This window comes from Curtobacterium sp. 260, from assembly GCF_030803485.1.
Taxonomy (GTDB): domain Bacteria; phylum Actinomycetota; class Actinomycetes; order Actinomycetales; family Microbacteriaceae; genus Curtobacterium.
On record NZ_JAURUY010000002.1, the window covers coordinates 71,797 to 90,586 of the forward strand.

Annotated in this window: 16 protein-coding genes; 10 read left to right on the forward strand and 6 right to left on the reverse strand. The window is 73.2% G+C overall.

What is annotated here, in order from left to right; translation table 11 throughout:
* The first annotated feature begins 72 nt into the window (after positions 1-72).
* Positions 73-1,230, forward strand: coding sequence for a PP2C family protein-serine/threonine phosphatase (locus J2X59_RS02775; RefSeq protein WP_326495626.1), 1,158 nt, complete (start codon positions 73-75; stop codon positions 1,228-1,230).
* Positions 1,231-1,251: 21 nt separating this feature from the next.
* Here the strand turns inward: J2X59_RS02775 and katG are convergent, their stop codons facing one another.
* Positions 1,252-3,657: a catalase/peroxidase HPI gene (gene katG, locus J2X59_RS02780; RefSeq protein ID WP_326495627.1), complete on the reverse strand. Its 2,406-nt coding sequence runs from the start codon at positions 3,655-3,657 to the stop codon at positions 1,252-1,254.
* 109 nt (positions 3,658-3,766) lie between these two features.
* Positions 3,767-4,231: a DUF2231 domain-containing protein gene (locus J2X59_RS02785; RefSeq protein WP_326495628.1), complete on the reverse strand. Its 465-nt coding sequence runs from the start codon at positions 4,229-4,231 to the stop codon at positions 3,767-3,769.
* Positions 4,232-4,721: 490 nt separating this feature from the next.
* Between J2X59_RS02785 and J2X59_RS02790 the strand changes: the two genes are divergently transcribed.
* The gene (locus tag J2X59_RS02790) at positions 4,722-4,895 is read left to right on the forward strand and encodes a hypothetical protein (RefSeq protein ID WP_200884131.1); all 174 of its coding nucleotides are present in this window, start codon (positions 4,722-4,724) and stop codon (positions 4,893-4,895) included.
* Positions 4,896-5,013: 118 nt separating this feature from the next.
* Positions 5,014-5,586: a TetR family transcriptional regulator gene (locus tag J2X59_RS02795; RefSeq protein WP_326495629.1), complete on the forward strand. Its 573-nt coding sequence runs from the start codon at positions 5,014-5,016 to the stop codon at positions 5,584-5,586.
* On the opposite strand, the gene J2X59_RS02800 is transcribed toward J2X59_RS02795, so the two are convergent.
* The 4 genes from J2X59_RS02800 to xylA all read right to left on the reverse strand — a co-directional run bounded on the left by J2X59_RS02800 (position 5,544) and on the right by xylA (position 10,440).
* Positions 5,544-6,551, reverse strand: coding sequence for a helix-turn-helix domain-containing protein (locus tag J2X59_RS02800; protein WP_326495630.1), 1,008 nt, complete (start codon positions 6,549-6,551; stop codon positions 5,544-5,546). The genes J2X59_RS02795 and J2X59_RS02800 overlap by 43 nt on opposite strands.
* 112 nt (positions 6,552-6,663) lie before the next feature.
* A complete protein-coding gene (locus J2X59_RS02805; RefSeq protein WP_326495631.1) occupies positions 6,664-7,653 on the reverse strand; it encodes an acetylxylan esterase in 990 nt (329 codons plus the stop codon).
* Positions 7,654-7,771: 118 nt separating this feature from the next.
* A complete protein-coding gene (locus J2X59_RS02810; RefSeq protein ID WP_326495632.1) occupies positions 7,772-9,253 on the reverse strand; it encodes a xylulokinase in 1,482 nt (493 codons plus the stop codon).
* Positions 9,250-10,440, reverse strand: a complete 1,191-nt coding sequence (gene xylA, locus J2X59_RS02815; protein WP_326495633.1) for a xylose isomerase — start codon at positions 10,438-10,440, stop codon at positions 9,250-9,252. The genes J2X59_RS02810 and xylA overlap by 4 nt, the downstream gene beginning before the upstream one ends.
* 97 nt (positions 10,441-10,537) lie before the next feature.
* Between xylA and J2X59_RS02820 the strand changes: the two genes are divergently transcribed.
* From J2X59_RS02820 to J2X59_RS02850, 7 genes are all read left to right on the forward strand, one after another.
* Positions 10,538-11,731, forward strand: coding sequence for a Gfo/Idh/MocA family protein (locus tag J2X59_RS02820; RefSeq protein WP_326495634.1), 1,194 nt, complete (start codon positions 10,538-10,540; stop codon positions 11,729-11,731).
* Positions 11,731-12,444: a ThuA domain-containing protein gene (locus J2X59_RS02825; protein ID WP_326495635.1), complete on the forward strand. Its 714-nt coding sequence runs from the start codon at positions 11,731-11,733 to the stop codon at positions 12,442-12,444. The genes J2X59_RS02820 and J2X59_RS02825 overlap by 1 nt, the downstream gene beginning before the upstream one ends.
* Positions 12,429-13,526, forward strand: coding sequence for a Gfo/Idh/MocA family protein (locus J2X59_RS02830; protein ID WP_326495636.1), 1,098 nt, complete (start codon positions 12,429-12,431; stop codon positions 13,524-13,526). Before J2X59_RS02825 ends, J2X59_RS02830 begins: the two co-directional genes overlap by 16 nt.
* 91 nt (positions 13,527-13,617) lie before the next feature.
* Positions 13,618-14,667, forward strand: a complete 1,050-nt coding sequence (locus tag J2X59_RS02835) for a sugar phosphate isomerase/epimerase family protein (protein WP_326495637.1) — start codon at positions 13,618-13,620, stop codon at positions 14,665-14,667.
* A 160-nt stretch (positions 14,668-14,827) separates the two neighbouring features.
* Positions 14,828-16,153, forward strand: a complete 1,326-nt coding sequence (locus tag J2X59_RS02840) for an ROK family transcriptional regulator (RefSeq protein WP_326495638.1) — start codon at positions 14,828-14,830, stop codon at positions 16,151-16,153.
* Entirely contained in the window at positions 16,150-17,196 is a 1,047-nt protein-coding gene (locus tag J2X59_RS02845) for an NAD(P)-dependent alcohol dehydrogenase (RefSeq protein WP_326495639.1), read from the forward strand. The genes J2X59_RS02840 and J2X59_RS02845 overlap by 4 nt, the downstream gene beginning before the upstream one ends.
* A gap of 166 nt (positions 17,197-17,362) precedes the next feature.
* Complete coding sequence (locus J2X59_RS02850) at positions 17,363-18,742, forward strand: MFS transporter (RefSeq protein WP_326495640.1); 1,380 nt, start codon at positions 17,363-17,365, stop codon at positions 18,740-18,742.
* Positions 18,743-18,790: the final 48 nt, after the last annotated feature.

Sequence of the window (18,790 nt, forward strand, 5' to 3'; positions counted from 1 at the left end):
TTCCACGGGGACCGCGTCACGGTGCGCCACCACGCACCGCGGCCCCGGTGGACCAGGAGGAGGACGACACCCGTGAGCACCGACGACCAGGCACGCGTGCGCAGCGCGCTCGTGGCGGCACTCGACGTCGTCGACGCGCCACCGTCGGAGCGCTTCGAGCGCATCGTCCGGGTCGCGCGCGAGGTCTTCGACGTGCCGCTGTCGTACGTCAACGTGCTCGACGACGACCTGCTGCACACCCTCACCCCGAACGTGCCCGACGAGATCGTCTCCGGACCGGTCGGGTGGTCCTTCTGCCAGCTGACGGTGCAGCACACGGAGCCGACCGTCGTGCCGGACACCACGGCCGACCCCCGGACCGCCGACCTGCCGGGCGTGACACGGCGCGGCATCCGGTTCTACGCGGGCGTCCCGCTCACGATCGCGGGTGGGGAGCCCGTCGGGACGCTCTGCCTGATGGACACGCGACCGCGGGCGTTCTCGCCGCAGGACACCGCCGCGCTCATCGACCTCGGACACTGGGCCGAGCGCGCGCTCGCCCAGGGGCTGCACCACGACCGCCTGCTCGAGGTCGCAGGCGCACTCGCGCCGAGCGCCGTCGCGCCCGACGGCTACCGGATCGCCGGCACCACGGTGCCCTACGGCGACCTCAGCGGCGACCTGCACGACTGGTCGGTCGTCGACGGCGACCTCGTGCTGACGCTCGCCGACGTCATGGGCAAGGAGCAGCCGGCCGCGCTGCTCGCGGCGGGGATCCGGGCCGCCCTCCGGCAGCACCGCACCGTCGCGCCCGTGGCCGCCGTCGCCGCCGTCGAACCCGCCCTCGCCGAGGACCTCGGACGCGCGAGCGCCTTCGCCACACTGTTCCACGCCCGGCTCGACCCGGTCAGCGGCGTGGTCGACGTGGTGGACGCGGGCCACGGGCTGGCGGTGCACGTGCCGGCGGCGGGGACGCCTCGGGTGCTCCGGTCCCACGGGCTGCCGCTGGGGTTGCACGCCGAGGGTGCACGGCGCAGGGCGTCGACCACGGTCCTGGAGCCCGGGGACGCCCTCGTCGTGGTGAGCGACGGGGCGCTCGACCTGGGTGACGGGACGATCGACACCCTGCTGGACCTCGCGCGGACCCTGCGCGCCGCGTCGAGCGTCGAGGCCTTCCTCGAGACGGTGCGGCTGCGTGCGGCCGAGCGGGCCGAGGACGACGTGACGGTCGTCGTCCTCGGCCGGGCCTGACCGCGCGCAGCGGCCTCCGGCTCAGGCAGCCATCGGGCCGTAGCGGCGGTGCCCCTTGACGTCGTAGCGATCGAGCATCATCACCTTGTCCCAGGCGGCGACGAAGTCCCGCACGAACCGCTCCTGCCCGTCGCTGCCGGCGTAGACGTCGACGATCGAACGGAGCTGCGCATTCGACCCGAACACCAGGTCGTCCCGCGACGCGGTCCACCGCTCCTCGCCCGTGCGCTGGACGGTGCCGGTGAAGGTCGACTCGTGCTCGTCCGTCCTCGTCCACACCAGGTCGGTGTCGGTGAGGTTGACGAAGAAGTCCGTCGTCAGCGCGCCGACGCGGTCGGTCAGGACGCCCGTCGACGAGCCGTCCCAGTTCGCGCCGAGCACCCGGAGGCCGCCGGTCAGCACCGTCCACTCCGGGGCCGTGAGCGTCATGAGGTTCGCGCGGTCCAGGAACACCGCCTCCGGAGCGACACCGGGGGCGAAGTCCGCGAAGCGCTCGGACACGTGGTTCCGGAACCCGTCGGCGACGGGGCGCAGCCACTCGAACATCTCGACGTCGGTCTGCTCCTGGGAGGCGTCCGCACGGCCGGGCGTGAACGGCACGGTGACCTCGACACCCGCGGCGCGTGCGGCGTCCTCCACCCCGACGCAACCGGCGAGCACGACCAGGTCGGCGAGCGAGACGTGCTTCCCGTCCTGCTCGAAGGCGGCCTTGACGCCGCGGAGGGTCTCGACGACCGGGACCGTCCGCCGGTTGATCGGCCAGTCCTTCTGCGGGGCGAGCGCGATCCGCCCGCCGTTGGCACCGCCGCGCTTGTCACTGTCCCGGTAGGTCGACGCGGCGGAGTACGCGGTGACGACCAGGTCGGAGACCGAGGTGCCGGTCGACCGGATCGCCGCTCGGAGCGTATCGACGTCCGCGTCGCTCAGGGGCTCGCCGACCGGGTCGGGCAGCGGGTCCTGCCACAGCAGGTCGTCCGAGATCGTCGTCTCCGGACCGAGGTAACGGTGCTTCGGCCCCATGTCGCGGTGCGTCAGCTTGTACCAGGCCTTCGAGAAGGCCGTGGTGAACAGGTCGAAGTCGGCGAGGAAGCGCTCGCACACCTCGCGGTAGGCCGGGTCGACCTTCAGCGCGATGTCCGAGGTCATCATCATGAGCGCGTGTGTCTCGCCGGGCACGTGGGCGTCCGGGGTGCGCGGGGCGTCGGGGTCCGCCGGGGTCCACTGCAGGGCGCCCGCCGGGCTCGTCGTCTGCTCCCACTCGTGGCCGAACAGGTTCTCCAGGTAGCTGTTGTCCCAGCGGGTCGGGTCCTGGGTCCAGCTGCCCTCGATGCCGTTCGTCATCGTGTCCTTGCCGTTGCCGGCACCCTTCGGGTTGTGCCACCCGAGCCCCATCGCCTCGACCGGCGCGATCTCCGGGGGCGGACCGATCTCGGCCGCGGGGACCTGGCCGTGGCTCTTGCCGAACGCGTGGCCGCCGGCGATCAGGGCGACCGTCTCCTCGTCGTTCATGGCCATCCGGCTGAAGGTGATGCGGATGTCCCGCGCCGAGCCCATCGGGTCGCCGTTCGCGTACGGTCCCTCGGGGTTCACGTAGATGAGCGCCTGGTGCGAGGCAGCGAGCGGGCTCTGCAGGTCGTAGTCCGCGTCGCCGTTCTCGCCGTGCCACCGCTCGTCGCGCTGGACCATGTCGTCCTGGCTCTCGACGTGGTGCGGGTCCCGGACCTCCGGGCCCCACCAGGTGCCCTCGTCCGGCTCCCACGCGTCGAGTCGACCGCCGCCGAAGCCGTACGTCGGCAGACCCATGAGCTCGAGCGAGCAGTTCCCCGTGAGGACCATCAGGTCGGCCCACGAGAGCGCGTTGCCGTACTTGTGCTTGATCGGCTGGAGCAGACGTCGCGACTTGTCGGTGTTCCCGTTGTCCCACCAGCTGCTGATCGGGGCGAAGCGCTGCATCGCGGTGCCCGCTCCGCCGCGACCGTCCGCGATCCGGTAGGTCCCCGCGGCGTGCCAGGCCATCCGGATCATCTGCGGGCCGTAGTTGCCGTAGTCCGCGGGCCACCAGTCGACCGAGGTCGTGAGCAGCTGCGTGATGTCGCGCTTGAGCTCGTCGAGGTCGATCGTCGCGAAGGCCGCCGCGTAGTCGAAGTCCGCACCGAGCGGGTCGGCGTCGACGCCGTTGCGGTGCAGCAGCTCGACACGGAGCCGCTGCGGGTACCAGCCCTCGAGCGACGACGGTGCCTGACCGAACGTCCCGCCCAGGTGGTCACCACCGGCGGGCAGGGACCCGGCCATGTGGAAGCTGCAGGTGTCGGTGCCGTCGGCGTCCCGGCCGTGGGAACCGTGGAAGGACGCGCCCTGCGGGGTCGCGGTGTCGTGCTGCCCGCTGTCGTCGGTGCCGTGCGTGCCGGTCGTGCTGTCGTTGCTCAACGCTGCTCCTGTTCGATGACTGTCCGCGGAACGCGGGGGACGCCCGTCACGCTCCGCCCCGAGGCTGTGAGGACGGCGGGAGCAGTGCGCATCCCGCCGGTGGGTCCGGTCAGCCCTTCCAGACGGACACGGCGCCGGCGTGACCGATCACGACGACCTCGACGAGCGAGCCGATGCCGGCGGCGACGAGCAGCACGGGGCCGACGATCCCCACCGCTCGTGCCAGCCCGGCGTCCGCGACCCGCGGGGCGGCGAAGCGGTGCCAGCCCCACCACAGCGTCAGCAGCACGAACACCGCGATCGACCACGGCAGCAGTCCGTCGGCGAGCTCGGTGTGCCGTTCGAGCAGCGCGGTCTCACGCTCGCGGTGTTCGAGCCACTCGCCGGACGAGGTCGCGAGCGGCACCGAGACCAGCGCCACCAGGGCGATGACCGGCGCGCCGACCGCGAGCCACCGTCGGGCTGCCGGCCAGGCCGCCGTCACGATCGTGGTGAGGGCCGCGACGGGCACCGAGACCGTGGTCAGGTGCACGAGGAGCGGGTGCAGGGGGATGCCGTCGAACTGCCAGTCCATCGTGGCCTTCCGGATCGCGCGTCGGTGGTTCCGACGACCTGCGATCAGCCAAGCGGACCGACCGGTACCGCGCTCGCCCGGCAGGCCGGTCGACGCACTCCGCGACCACTCGAGACCTCACACGGAGCGGCCGGAGCGCCACACCGGGACGACCCCGTCAGGGGCGGTGTTCGTACCGACCCGGCGGTGGGTCGAGCGGCAGCTGTCGCGGCGACTGGCCGCCGTTCCTCGCAGCGCCCACGGCCGTGACGGAGCGGGTCACGATGCTCACCGCGGTCGCGAACCACCCGCGCTTCCGCGGATGCTCGAACGCGTCGTCACCCAACGGTCGGTCGTCGTCCGAGTGCCCCATGACGCCCCTCCCGGTGTCGGTCCTCGTGAGGCTACACGGCCGCGGACCGCACCGGGAGGTCCGGGATCCGCCCTCGCTCCGGGAACCCCGGGGGAGCGTGGGTACCGTGGCACTCCTCACACCGTGAAGGAGCACGCCATGTCGGACGCACACGACCCCCGCGACACCACCAACGACCCCGAGGGCACCGAGAAGGCCGACGGCCTCGGCGAGGACGGCACGATCCCCGCGCACCCCGAGGGGGTCGCCGCCGGCTTCGCCGGGGACGACTCGCACTTCAACCCCGAAGAGGACGACGAGACGGCGGAGTAGCCGACCCGAGCACGAGACGCACGGGAGGCCCGTGGCGACGCCGCCACGGGCCTCCCGTTGCGTCTCCGGTCGCCGCGTCGCCTGCGGGACCGGGCCGCGGATCGGTACCGTGTCGGGCATGGCCCGCTTCACACCCCCCGCTGCCGACGCGATGCGTGCGGCCCTGCTCGCCGCCGCCCGCGACGAGTTCGCTGCGCACGGGCTGGGCGGGGCGCGGATCGAGCGCCTCGCCGCCGACGCCGGGAGCAACAAGGCGCAGGTGTTCCACTACTTCGGGGGCAAGGACGGCCTGTTCGACGCGCTGCTGACGAGCGAGCTGACGGCCGTGCACGATGCCGCGCCGCTCGACACGGCCGACCTGGCGGCGTGGGCCGGACGCCTGCACGACGTCCTGGTCGAGCGTCCCTGGGTGCAGCGTCTCGCCACCTGGCACCGGCTCGAGCGGCCGGAGACACCGATCGAGGCGCTCGCCGAGCAGTACGCCGACGCCGTCGCCGAGGTCGAGCGGGCACAGCGCGCCGGTGTGCTCCCGCGGCGCTTCCGCCCCGCGGTGCTCTACGGGCTCGTCGTCCAGCTCGCGGAGGTCTGGTCGACGCTCCGGCCCGAGGCGTCCGCTCCGGTCGCAGCGGTCGTGCCGCAGCGCCGCCGTCAGGTCGTCGTGGACGCCGTCGGAGCGCTGCTCGGCGACTGACCGGTGTCCCGTCGGGCCCTGCGGTGCAACGTGTCCGAGGGGCGCTCGCCGAAGGCGCCGGCGTAGGTCCCCGCGAACCGGCCGAGGTGTGCGAACCCCCACGCCTGCGCCACCTCGGAGACCGTGGTGGTGGTCGGGTCCCCGGCCTCGAGCGCGGCACGGACCCGGTGCAGTCGCACGTCGCGCAGGAACTGCATCGGGCTCGCGGCTCCGACGCGGTGGAACGCCGCCTGCAGTCCTCGGGCGCTGAGCCCGGTGGCGCGACAGACGTCGGCAGTGGTGAGCGGGCGGTGCGCGTTCGCGGCGATCCACTCCTGCGCGACCCGCACCGATCCCCGTCCTGCGGCCGTGACGCCGGACGCAGCGGTCACGTCGAACGCCCCGATGACGGCCTCGGCGACGCGACGGTGCTGCACCGAGCGGACGACGGGGTCGGCACCCGGGTCCCACAGGGTCGTGGCGGCGCCCGCGATGGTCCGGCGCAGTGCGGGGAGCGCGTCCGGGTCGGCCTCCGCGCGCAGGTCCAGCGGGCCGGGGAGGTCACCGCGGACCGCAGCCGAGACGGACTCGAGGAAGGCGCCGTCGAAGCGGATCACGTGCTGGACCGCGGGGGCGGCGTCGAAGGCGAACGGGCGTCCTGCCGGGTACATCACGGGGACGTTGGGCCGCATGGTGATCCGGTCACGGCGGTCGGTGTCGAGGACCATGCCCGGCCCGGTCGCCCACGCCAGGGTGTACTGGCCCCCCGGGTTGATCGTGCCCCAGCGGTGCGCCGCGACCGCTGACGTCGCGGTGGTCACCTGGTCGTCGCCGACCGCGCGGTACCGGTAGGAGAACCCCTCGGACAGCGCCTGTCCGATGTTGATGTCGTGACTGCTGTAGACGCCCTCGAACAGCTCCACGGCGTCGTCGACCGCTGCGCCGTGCTGTTCGGTGGCGGTGGGGGTGCGGAGATCGGTTCGCATGCGCGGACCAGTCTGCGCCTCCTCGCCGAGGATCAGCGGTGCGGTGCGCGTCGCGGCGTTCCGGCGCCGACTCCGACGTCGACGATCGGACAGTGTTGCATTCTGCGACTGGTCAACCGAGGTGCTGCGAGAGGAACGCCGCCTGCCGCTCCCAGTGCCGGTGGCCGCCGCCCTCGTGGCCGTTGTAGGGGTAGACCTCGATGTGCTTGTCGGTCGACGCGAGCGCGTTGTACGCAGCGAAGGTCGTGCGCGGCGGGACCACGTCGTCCATGAGGGCGACCGAGAACAGCGCCGGGGCCGTGATGCCTGCGGCCAGGTTCACGCCGTCGAAGTACGCCGCGGTGTCCCAGACGGTGTCGACCGCGTCCCGGTGCACGGCGAGGTACTGGGCGAGCTCGAGGTAGGGGCCGCCGGTCGCGACGTCGGTGCCGTGCTCCCAGTCGGACAGGAACGCGACGTCGGGCAGCACGGCGACGAGTGGCGCGCTGTGTGCCTCGACCAGGGCGGCCGCCGCGATCGCGATGCCCCCGCCCTGGCTGCCGCCGGTCAGCGCGATGCGGTCACGGTCGACTCCCGGCAGTGTCCGCACGGCGTCGACGAGTCGGACGGCGTCCGTGTAGACCCGCCGGTAGTAGTGCTCGGCGGGCGAGGTGATGCCGCTCGCCATCCACCCGCCACCGTTCGGGCCGGACCCGTGCGGGTCGGGGGTGTCGCCGCCGGTTCCCCAGCCGCTGCCCTGCCCGCGGGTGTCCATCACGACGTGCACGTACCCGGCGAGCGCCCACGCGACCCGCTCGCCGGGCAGCCCGCGACCACCGCCGTAGCCGATGAACTCGACCACGGCGGGCAGGTCGCCCGTCGAGCCCGCCGGCCGCGAGACCCAGGCGCGGACGGAGTCGCCGCCGAAGCCCGGGAACGTCAGGTCCTGCACGTCGAGCGCGGTGACCGGCGTGGTGGCGGGGACGAGCACGGGCTCGGTCCCGGCGCCGGCCGCCCGCGCCTCGGCGACGGTGGCCGCCCAGAAGGCGTCGAGGTCGTCGGGCCGCGGCACGGTCGGGCGGTAGGTGCGCAGCTGGTCGAGGGGCAGGTCGGTGAGCGGCATGGGGTCCTTCCGGCAGAGGTGATGTGGGCTGTTCCGCGTGCGGGATGTCGAACCGCTCGTAGGGTGCCGGTTCTTCCTGCACCCTACGAGCGATTCGTCTTCCTCCGAGCGGTTCGTCCTACTGGCGCGCGGCGGCGCGGTACTGCTCGAGCACCTCGGGGTGCGGGTCCGCGGGCACCACCGTCGCGGCGACCTCCCACGACGGGAGGCTCCCGGTCAGCACCCACGCGGCCTGTCGAGCGGCGCCCGAGGCGACGTACTCGCCCGGTTCCGGGATCGACACGTCGCGGCCGAACACCTGCGCGGCGACGGCCCGGACGGCCTCGTTCCGTGCAGCGCCGCCGATCAGCAGCAGCCGCGACACCTGCACCCCGGTGGCCTCGACCGCGGCGAGGCCGTCGGCCAGGGCGCAGAGCATGCCCTCGACTGCGGCGCGGGCGAGGTGCGCCCGGTCGGTCGTCGCGGGCGTCATGCCCACGAGCGAGGCGGTGGCGTCCGGTCGGTTCGGCGTGCGCTCGCCGACGAAGTACGGCACGAGCACGAGCCCGTCCGCCCCTGCCGGCGCCTGCAGCGCCAGCTCGCCGAGCTCGCCGTGGTCGACGGAGAGGAGTCCGCCGATCACCTCGAGCACGCGGGCCGCGTTGAGCGTGGTGACGATCGGGAGGCGCGACCCGGTCCCGTCGGCGAAGCCCGCCACGGTCCCGCTCGGGTCCGTCACCTCGGTGTCGGTGACGCCGAAGACGGTCCCGCTGGTCCCGAGGGACACCGCGACGTCACCCGGGCCGAGCCCGAGGCCGAGCGCTGCCCCGGCGTTGTCGCCGAGTCCCGGGCCGACGACGAGCCCCGCGCGGGCGACGGCGCCGCCCGGCAGCTCCACGTCGGACGCCAGGGTGCCCATCGCCTCGTCGGGCGCCACGACCCGCGGGACCACGACCGGGCTGTCGCCGCCGTGGTGCGGTCCGGCAGCGACCCGCGAAGGACGTCCGAGCGCCTGTTCGAACAGCTCCGCGTCGTACTCCCGGCGCACCGGGTCCCAGTAACCGGTGCCGCTGGCGTCCGAACCGTCGGTCGCCAGCGCGTCGAGGTCCGGCCCGAGCGGGCTCTCGTCGGCGGGGCCGTACCCGCGCAGCCGCCACGACAGCCAGTCGTGGGGGAGCGCGACGGCGGCGACGCGCGCCGCGTTGTCGGGCTCCGCGTCGCGGAGCCACCGCAGCTTGGTGCCGGTGAACGACGCCACCGGGACCAGACCCGTGCGGGTGACCCATGCCTCCCGGCCGAGCTCCTCGACCATCTGCGCGGCCGCGTCGGCGCTGCGGACGTCGTTCCACAGGAGTGCGTCGCGGACCACGCGGCCGTCGGCGTCGAGCGCGACCATGCCGTGCTGCTGCCCGGCGACCGCGACGGCGGCGACGTCGTCGAACCCGCCGGCGTCCGCGATCGCGGTGCCGAGCGCGTCCCACCAGCGGCGGGGGTCGACGGACGTGCCGTCCGGGTGGGTCGCACGACCCTCCCGGACGACCGCACCGGTGCCCGCGTCACGGATGGTGACCTTGCACGACTGGGTCGACGAGTCGACCCCGGCGACGAGCTGCTGGCTCAACGAGCGCCCATGAGGTGCTCGATCGCCAGCTGCTGCAGGCGCACGAAGCCGAAGCCCTTGCCGCCGAAGTACGCGTCGGCGTCGAAGTCCTCGTACGCCGAACGGTCGGCGAGGAAGTCGTCGTACGACTCGCCGCTGTTCAGCGTCGGCGTCGAGAGCTCGTCGACCTTCGCGGCGGACAGGGCCTCCTGCACCTCGGGGTCGGCGCGGAACGCCTGGGCGCGCTCCTTGAGGAGCAGGTACATGCGCATGTTCGCCTGCGCCGAGTCCCAGACGCCGGTGATGTCCTCGGTGCGGCTCGGCTTGTAGTCGAAGTGGCGGGGGCCGTCGTACGCCTGGCCGCCCTGCGGGGCACCGTGCTCGAGCAGGTCGACGAGCGAGAAGGCGTTCTGCAGGTCGCCGTGGCCGAACACCAGGTCCTGGTCGTACTTGATGCCGCGCTGCCCGTTGAGGTCGATGTGGAAGAGCTTGCCCTGGTAGAGCGCCTGGGCGATGCCGGCCGTGAAGTTCAGGCCCGCCATCTGCTCGTGGCCGACCTCGGGGTTGATGCCGAAGAGCTCCGGACGCTCGAGCGTCTCGGTGAAGGCGATCGCGTGACCGAGGGTCGGCAGGAGGATGTCGCCACGGGGCTCGTTCGGCTTCGGCTCGATGGCGAAGCGGATGTCGTAGCCCTTGTCGGTGACGTACTGGGCGAGCAGGTTCACGGCCTCGCGGTAGCGCTCGAGGGCGGCCTGCACGTCCTTGGCGGAGTCGTACTCCGAGCCCTCGCGGCCACCCCACATGACGAAGGTCTTCGCGCCGAGCTCGGCGGCCAGGTCGAGGTTGCGGAGCACCTTGCGGAGGGCGAAGCGACGGACGTTCCGGTCGTTCGAGGTGAAGCCGCCGTCCTTGAAGACGGGCGCCGAGAACAGGTTCGTCGTGACCATCGGCACGATGATGCCGGTGGAGTCGAGCGCGCCCTTGAGGCGGTCGATCTGTGCCTGGCGCTCGGCGTCGGTCGAGCCGAACGCGAACAGGTCGTCGTCGTGGAAGGTCAGGCCGTAGGCACCGAGCTCGTCGAGCTTCTCGACCGCCTCGACCACGTCCAGCGCGGGACGGGTCGGGCCGCCGAACGGGTCGGAGCCGTTGTAGCCGATGGTCCAGAGACCGAAGGAGAACTTGTCGTCGCGGGTGGGCGTCGTTGCCATGGTGGATCACCGTTCGTCGTCGAAACAAAATGTTGCCGCGCCCAACATAAGCGGTAGGGTGGATCCTGGCAACACCGGATCGCAAAGGAGCGAGTGGATGGCACAGGACGGACACGGACCGGGACGACTGCGCGTCGCCATGGTCGGGCACGGCTTCATGGGAGCGGCGCACTCCCAGGCGTGGCGGACCGCACCGCGGTTCTTCGACCTCGGCGTCGAACCTGAGATGGCCGTGGTGGTCGGCCGTGACGCCGAGCGCACCGAGGCAGCGCGCGTGCAGTACGGCTGGCAGGCCGCGTCGTCGGACTGGCGGCAGGTGGTGGCGGACCCCGACATCGACCTCGTCGACATCGTCTCGCCCGGTTCCTCGCACGTCGAGATCGCGATCGCCGCGCTCGAGGCCGGCAAGCACGTCCTCTGCGAGAAGCCCCTCGCCAACACGGTCGAGGAGGCCGAGGCGATGACCGCCGCTGCGGAGGCCGCCGCCGAGCGCGGCGTCCGCGCGATGGTCGGCTTCAGCTACCGCCGCGTCCCTGCGATCGCGTTCGCTCGGCAGCTGGTGGCGGACGGGAGGATCGGCACGGTCCGCCAGGTCCGCGCGCTCTACCTGCAGGACTGGTTGTCCGACGAGGACGGCCCGATGACGTGGCGCCTCGACAAGGCGCTCGCCGGCTCGGGCTCGCTCGGCGACATCGGTGCGCACGCGATCGACCTCGTCGAGCACGTCACGGGCGCACACCTGTCGACCGTGTCCGGCACGCTCGAGACCTTCGTGCACGAACGTCCGCTGATGGCCGAGGGGGTCGGGCTCTCCGGCACCGCCTCGAGTGAGCGCGGACAGGTCACCGTCGACGACGCCGCGTTCTTCCTCGGTCGGCTCACCGGCGGCGCTGCCGAGGGTGCGATCGGCACCTTCGAGGCCACGCGCTACGCGACCGGGCGGAAGAACGGCCTGACGCTCGAGGTCAGCGGGTCCGAGGGTGCGATCCAGTTCGACCTCGAGTCCATGAACGAGCTGCGCCTGTACGAGTCGTCGGCACCCGCGGGGGAGCAGGGCTTCCGTCGCATCCTCGTCACCGAGCCGGAGCACGAGTACATGGCTGCCTGGTGGCCGACCGGGCACCTCATCGGCTACGAGCACACCTTCAGCCACCAGGTCGCCGACCTCGTGCGGGCGATCGTCGCGGGCACCGACCCCTCGCCGTCGTTCGCCGACGGCCTGCACGTGCAGCGCGTCCTCGATGCGGTCGAGCGCAGCGCGTCCGACGGCAGCGCCTGGACGGCGATCTGATGGCCGACACGAAGAACGACACGACGAAGCGAGCGCTGGTCGTCCGTGGCGGGTGGGACGGGCACATGCCCGTCGAGACCACGGAGCTGTTCGTCCCGTTCCTGCGCGACAACGGCTTCGACGTCCACGTGTCGGACTCGACGGCCGTGTACGCCGACGAGTCCGTGATGGCGGACGTCGACCTGATCGTGCAGGTCGTCACGATGTCGACCATCGCTGACGACGAGTTCGCGGGACTGCAGCAGGCGGTGCTCGGTGGCGCCGGGCTCGCCGGGTGGCACGGCGGGATCGCGGACGCCTTCCGGAACACCGCCGACTACCTGCACATGGTCGGCGGGCAGTTCGCGCACCACGCGGGCAAGCACCCGTCCGAGCGCACCGGAGAGCAGTCCGACAACTACATCCCGTACACGGTGCACATCACCGAGGCCGGGCACGAGCACCCGATCACGCAGGGCATCGAGGACTTCGACCTCGTCACCGAGCAGTACTGGGTGCTCTCCGACGAGTACAACGACGTGCTGGCGACGACGACGCAGGAGGCCCGGGACTTCGACGCCTGGAACCGTCCGGTCACCGCGCCGGCGATCTGGACCCGGCAGTGGGGGCAGGGACGCGTGTTCGTCTCGGCACCCGGGCACCGGCTCGAGGTCGTCGAGTCGCAGCCGCTCCGCACGATCATCGAGAGGGGACTCCTGTGGGCAGCCCGATGAAGGTCGGTGTCGTCGGTGTCGGCGTCATCAGCCAGCAGTACTTCGAGCACTTCCCGGCACTGCCCGGGCTCGAGCTCACCGCCGTCGCGGACATCGACGTCGCCCGGGCGCAGTCGGTGGGCGAGACGCAGGGCGTCCGCGGTGCCTCGGTCGACGAGCTGATCGCCGCGGACGACGTCGACGTCGTGCTCAACCTGACGATCCCGGCGGCCCACGCCGAGATCGCCACGCGGGCGCTCGAGGCCGGCAAGCACGTGTACGGCGAGAAGCCGCTGGCGATGTCGACGGCCGAGGCGCGCCCCGTGCTCGACCTCGCCCGTCGCTCGGGCCTGCGGGTGGGCAGCGCGCCGGACACCGTGCTCGGCACCGGGATCCAGACGGCGCGGCAGGCGCTCGACAGCGGCGTGATCGGGACCCCGGTCGGCGCCGCCGTGTCGTGGTCGGCGCCCGGGCACGAGCTCTGGCACCCGGCGCCGGCGTTCTACTACCAGCCCGGCGGCGGCCCGCTGCTCGACATGGGTCCGTACTACCTGACGAGCCTCGTGTCGTTCTTCGGCCCGGTCGTCCGGGTCAGCGGAGCCTCGACCCGGACGGACCGCGAGCGCACCATCGCGACCGGCCCCGCGGCCGGCACCCCGCTCCGGGTCGACATCGACACGCACGTCGTCGCCGTCCTCGAGCACGCGGACGGCGTCGTCTCGACCGTCACGGTGTCGTTCGAGGTCTGGGCCACCAGGGCGCCGCTGTTCGAGGTGTTCGGCACCGCGGGCACCCTCGGCGTCCCCGACCCGAACCGGTTCTCCGACACCGTGTCGATCGCCGACGCCGCCACCCGCGAGTGGCGGGACCTGCCGACGAGCGCCGGGTACGCCGACGCCGGACGCGGCTACGGCCTGGCCGACATGGCGCACGCGATCGCGACGGATCGCCCGCACCGCGCGTCCGGCGACCTCGCGTTCCACGTGCTCGAGGTGATGGAGGCGGTCTCCACCGCGGCCCGCGAGCACACCGTGGTCGAGGTCCGGTCGCGCGTCGACCGCCCCGACACCGTGCCGGCCGGTGCCACCCCCGGGTCCTGGTGAGCCAGACTCGGCAGCAGCAGCAGCAGCAGCAGCAGCAGCAGCAGCACGACGCGACACGACACGACACGACAGGCGAGGAAGGACGACGACGATGACGACGACGGACGGAACCGGCGAGACCGGGGCGAGCAGCGCCTCCAGGCCGGTGACCCTGTTCACCGGGCAGTGGGCGGACCTGCCCTTCGAGGAGGTCGCACGCCTGGCGGGCGAGTGGGGCTACGACGGGCTGGAGATCGCCTGCTGGGGCGACCACCTGGACGTCCGACGTGCCGCGACGGACCCGGCGTACGTGGCCGACCGGAAGGCGGTCCTCGAGCGCAACGGACTGCAGGTCTGGACGATCGCGAACCACCTGACCGGCCAGGCCGTCTGCGACGACCCGATCGACCAGCGGCACGAGGACATCCTCGCGCCGCACGTGTGGGGCGACGGCGACCCCGAGGGCGTCCGCCGGCGGGCGGCGGAGGAGCTGCAGTGGACGGCCCGTGCGGCCGCCGCGCTCGGGGTGTCGACCGTGACCGGATTCTCGGGATCGTCGATCTGGAAGACCGTCGCCGGGTTCCCGCCCGTGCCCCCGGCGATGATCGAGGCCGGGTACCAGGACTTCCACGACCGCTGGTCGCCGATCCTCGACGTGTTCGAGGAGGTCGGCGTCCGCTTCGCGCTCGAGGTGCACCCGTCCGAGATCGCCTACGACTACTGGACCGCGAAGCGGGCGCTCGAGGTGTTCCGGGACCGCCCGTCGTTCGGGTTCAACTTCGACCCGTCGCACTTCGTGTGGCAGGACCTCGACCCCGCCGCGTTCCTGCTCGACTTCGCCGACCGGGTGTACCACGTGCACTGCAAGGAGTCGGTCAAGCAGCTCGACGGCCGCAACGGTCGACTCGGATCGCACCTGCCGTGGGGCGACCCCCGTCGTGGGTGGGACTTCGTCTCCGCCGGGCACGGGGACGTGCCGTGGGAGCGGGTGTTCCGCGTGCTGAACCACATCGGGTACGACGGCCCGACGAGCGTCGAGTGGGAGGACGCCGGCATGGACCGACTCGTCGGCGGCCCCGAGGCGCTCGCGTTCGTGCGTCGCCTGGGGACGATCGCCCCGCCCGACGCCGCGTTCGACGCCGCGTTCTCCCGCTCGCGCTGAGCCGCGCGCGGGTACGGACGGACCCGCGAGACTCGGTCCCGCGGACAGTTCCCCGGTGCCGAACCCGCGAAGGTGTCCGCCGAGCCGAGACTCGGCCCCGCCCCGCCCCGCCCCGCCCCGCCCCGCACCACCCCACATCACACCACCACGAGGAGGACCCATGGCCAGGTCGGCCACGACCACGCCCGGGAACGTCGCGCGCGTCCTCCGCATCGTGCACGAGGGCGGGCCGGTCACCCGTGCCGAGCTCACCCGTCGGACGGGACTCAACCGTTCGACGGTCCTGGCGCTCGTCGGGGAGCTCGTCGAGCAGGGACTCGTGCACGAGGAGCTCCCGGGCGCCGGGGCGGACCGTCCCGCCGGGGTCGGTCGGCCGAGCGCCGTCGTCCGGGCATCGCGCGACGTCGTGGCCGCCGCGGTGACGGTGGAGATCGACGCCGTCGCCGTGGCGCTCGTCGCGCTCGACGGCACCGTGCGCGACCGCCTCGTCGAACCCCAGTCGAGCGTGCCCGGTGCCGCCGCAGCGATCGACGCCGTGGCCCGTGTCCTCGCCACGCTGACCGCACGCGCCGATCCGGCACTGCGGCTCGTCGGTGTGGGCGTCGCGGTGCCGGGCATCGTCCGGGTCGAGGACGGGGTCGTCCGCGACGCCCCGCACCTCGGTTGGCGGGACGAGCCCTTCGCCGGGCCCCTCGCCGAGCGTCTCGGGCTGCCCGTCCGCGCGGCGAACGACGCGAACGTCGGTGCGTGGGCCGAACGGCTCTACGGCAGCGCGCGCGGCGTCGACGACCTCGTGTACCTCAACGGCGGCGCCAGCGGCATCGGCGGCGGGATCGTCAGCGCCGGCCGCCCGTTCAGCGGCGCGGACGGGTACGCGGGCGAGCTCGGGCACACCTTCGTCGCGGCGAACGGCATCCGCTGCCACTGCGGGGCGATCGGGTGCCTGGAGACCGAGGCTTCACGCGGGGCCCTCACCGCGGTGACCCGGACCGCGCCCGACGACCTGGACGCCCTCGCCACCGCCCTGGCCGAGGGACACGACGCGGTCGAACGGGTCGTGGACCGCCAGGTGACCGCGCTCGCGACGGCGATCCGGAACGCCATCCACACCGTCGACCCGCAGGTCGTCGTGCTCGGGGGGTTCCTCGGCGTGCTGCTCGGGCACGTGGGGGACCGCGTCGAGGACGACGTCCGGGCGCAGACGATGGCCGCGATGACCGACCGGCTGCGCATCGTGCCGGCGGAGCTCGGCCGCGACGTCCTCGTCCGGGGCGCCGCCGAGCTCGGCTTCGCCGCCCTGCTGCGCGACGGGACTCTGCCTACCACGACCGGCGCGACCACGACCGGCCCGAGCAGCGCGACCTCGACCGGCGCGACCGGCGCGCCCGGGACCCGCGTGACCGCCGCAACCTCGACCCGCGCGTCCGACACCGACCACACCACAGCCGACCGCGACGACGCGGTCGAGGAAGCGAGATCCGCATGAGCACCCCCTCCGACACCCAGCGCGCGAGCGTCCTGCTCGGCACCGAGGACCTGACGATCGAGGACCGCCCCGTCCCCGAGGTCGCCCCCGGCGACGTGCTCGTCCGCGTGGCCGCCGTCGGCGTCTGCGGCTCCGACGTCCACTACTACCGCCACGGCCGCATCGGCGACTTCGTCGTCGAGGAGCCGCTCGTCCTCGGCCACGAGCTCTCCGGCACGATCGCCGCGGTCGGCGAGGGCGTCGACCCCGCCCGCGTCGGCGAGCGCGTCGCCGTCGAGCCCCAGCGCCCCTGCCACCGCTGCGCGCAGTGCCTGGCCGGCCGCTACAACCTCTGCCCGCACATGCGCTTCTACGCGACACCGCCGGTCGACGGTGCCTTCGCCGAGTACGTCACGATCGAGGCCGAGTTCGCGCACGCCCTGCCCGACACGGTGTCCTTCGAGGCCGGCGCACTGCTCGAACCGCTGTCCGTCGGCATCGCCGCCGCGCGCAAGGCCGGCATCGTGCCCGGCTCGAGCGTCCTCATCGCCGGCGCCGGACCGATCGGCGTCATCTGCGCCCAGGTCGCCCGGGCGTTCGGCGCGACGCGCGTGGTCGTCAGCGACCTCGTCCCCGAGCGCCGCGAGCGTGCGCTGTCCTTCGGCGCGACCGAGGTGGTCGACCCCGTCTCGGTGGACGTCACGGCGGACATCGTCCCCGTCGACGCCTTCATCGACGCCAGCGGTGCGCCCCGTGCCGTCTCGGACGGCATCAAGGCCGTCGGACCGGCCGGCGCGGCGGTGCTCGTCGGCCTCGGCAACTCCGAGATGGTACTGCCCGTCGAGCACATCCAGAACCTCGAGGTGACGGTCACCGGCATCTTCCGCTACACGAACACCTGGCCGGTCGCGATCGGTCTGGTCGCGTCGGGCCAGGTCGACCTCGACGCGCTCGTCACCGGGCGCTTCGGACTCGATGCGGTCCGCGAGGCCCTCGAGAGCGACACCGACCCGGCCTCGCTCAAGTCCGTCGTCTACCCGAACGGCGTGCCCGCGGGCGCGTGAGGACGCGAGCCGACGTGCGCGACGCGGGTCGCGCCGTCCGGTGAGCGGTCGACGGACGGGAGGCGCGGTGCCGGCGGGTGCCGTCCTCCCGTCCGTCGTCCGGTCACCACGGCGAGCCGTGGCCGGGTCGGCCCGCCGCGACACCGCGACGCGCTACGGTTCGGCCATGACCGCGACACCGGCGGCGGCAGTGCCGCGACGCACCGACCGGCGGGCACTCGTGTCCTGGGCGCTCTGGGACTGGGGGGCCTCGGCGTTCACCGCCGTCGTCACCACCTTCGTCTTCAGCACCTACCTGGCGAGCCGGGCGTTCGTCGACCCGCGGCTCGTCGCTGCCGAGGACTCGTCGACGGCCGCCGCGCAGACGGTCGAGCGGGAGCTGGCGCACAACGCCGCGACGGTGTCCACGGCCCTGACCCTGGCGGGGATCGTCGTGGCGCTCGTCGCACCCGCGGTGGGGCGGCTGGCGGACTCGTCCGGGCACCGCCGCCGGTCCGTGCTCATCGGGACGATCGGAACGGCGCTGTCGATCGGGGCGATGGTGTTCGTCGCGCCGCAGCAGCCGTACCTGGTGCTCGGCGCAGCGCTCCTCGGCATCGGGACCGTCGCGTACGAGGTCGCCACCGTCGGCTACAACGCGATGCTCGGCCAGGTGGCGTCGGGCCCGCAGACCGGCCGCGTCTCGGCGATCGGCTGGGCGGCCGGGTACTTCGGCGGGATCGTGCTGCTCGTCGTCCTGCTCCTGCTCTGCATCCAGGACTTCGGCACCGAGGGGGTCGCCGGCCTCCTGCAGCTGCCGTCGACCGTCGCGTCCGGGTCGTGGGACGTCCGGGTCGCGATCGGGATCGCCGCGGTGTGGCTCGCGGTCAGCTCGGTCCCGCTCTTCCTGACCGTGCCCGAGGCGGCGCCGGACCGCTCGCGCACGGGCGGTCTGCTCAGCGCCTACCGCGACCTCGGACGGCACGTCGCCCGGCTGTGGCGGGAACGCCGCAACGTCCTGGTCTTCCTGCTCGCGAGCGCCGTGTTCCGCGACGGCGTCGGTGCGGTCTTCACCTTCGGCGGCATCGTCGCCGCACAGGTGTTCGGCTTCAGCCCGTCGCAGGTGATCCTCTTCGCGATCGCGGCGAACGTGGTGGCGGGTGTCGCGACCTTCGCGTCCGGGCGGCTCGACGACCGCTTCGGCTCACGGGCGGTCATCACGGTCGCGCTCGTCGGGCTCGCGCTCACCGGCATCGGGGTGTTCCTGATCGGGAGCGCCACGGCCGGGTTCTGGGTGCTCGGGCTCACGCTGGCGATCTTCGTCGGGCCGGTGCAGTCGTCGTCCAGGGCGTACCTGGCACGACTCGCAACCCCGGGACGCGAGGGCGAGCTCTTCGGCCTCTACGCGACGACCGGGCGTGCGGCATCGTTCCTCGCGCCGGCGCTGTTCGGCATCGCGGTGACGGTCGGCGGGTCGACGCGGTACGGGATCATCGGCGTGGTCGTGGTCCTCGTCGCGGGCCTCGTGCTCATGGCGTTCGTGCAGCGCGAGCCCGCGCGGGCGTAGCGCACGGTCCGCTCGCCCCGCGCCGGGCCCGTGCTGTCGGTGCGGGTC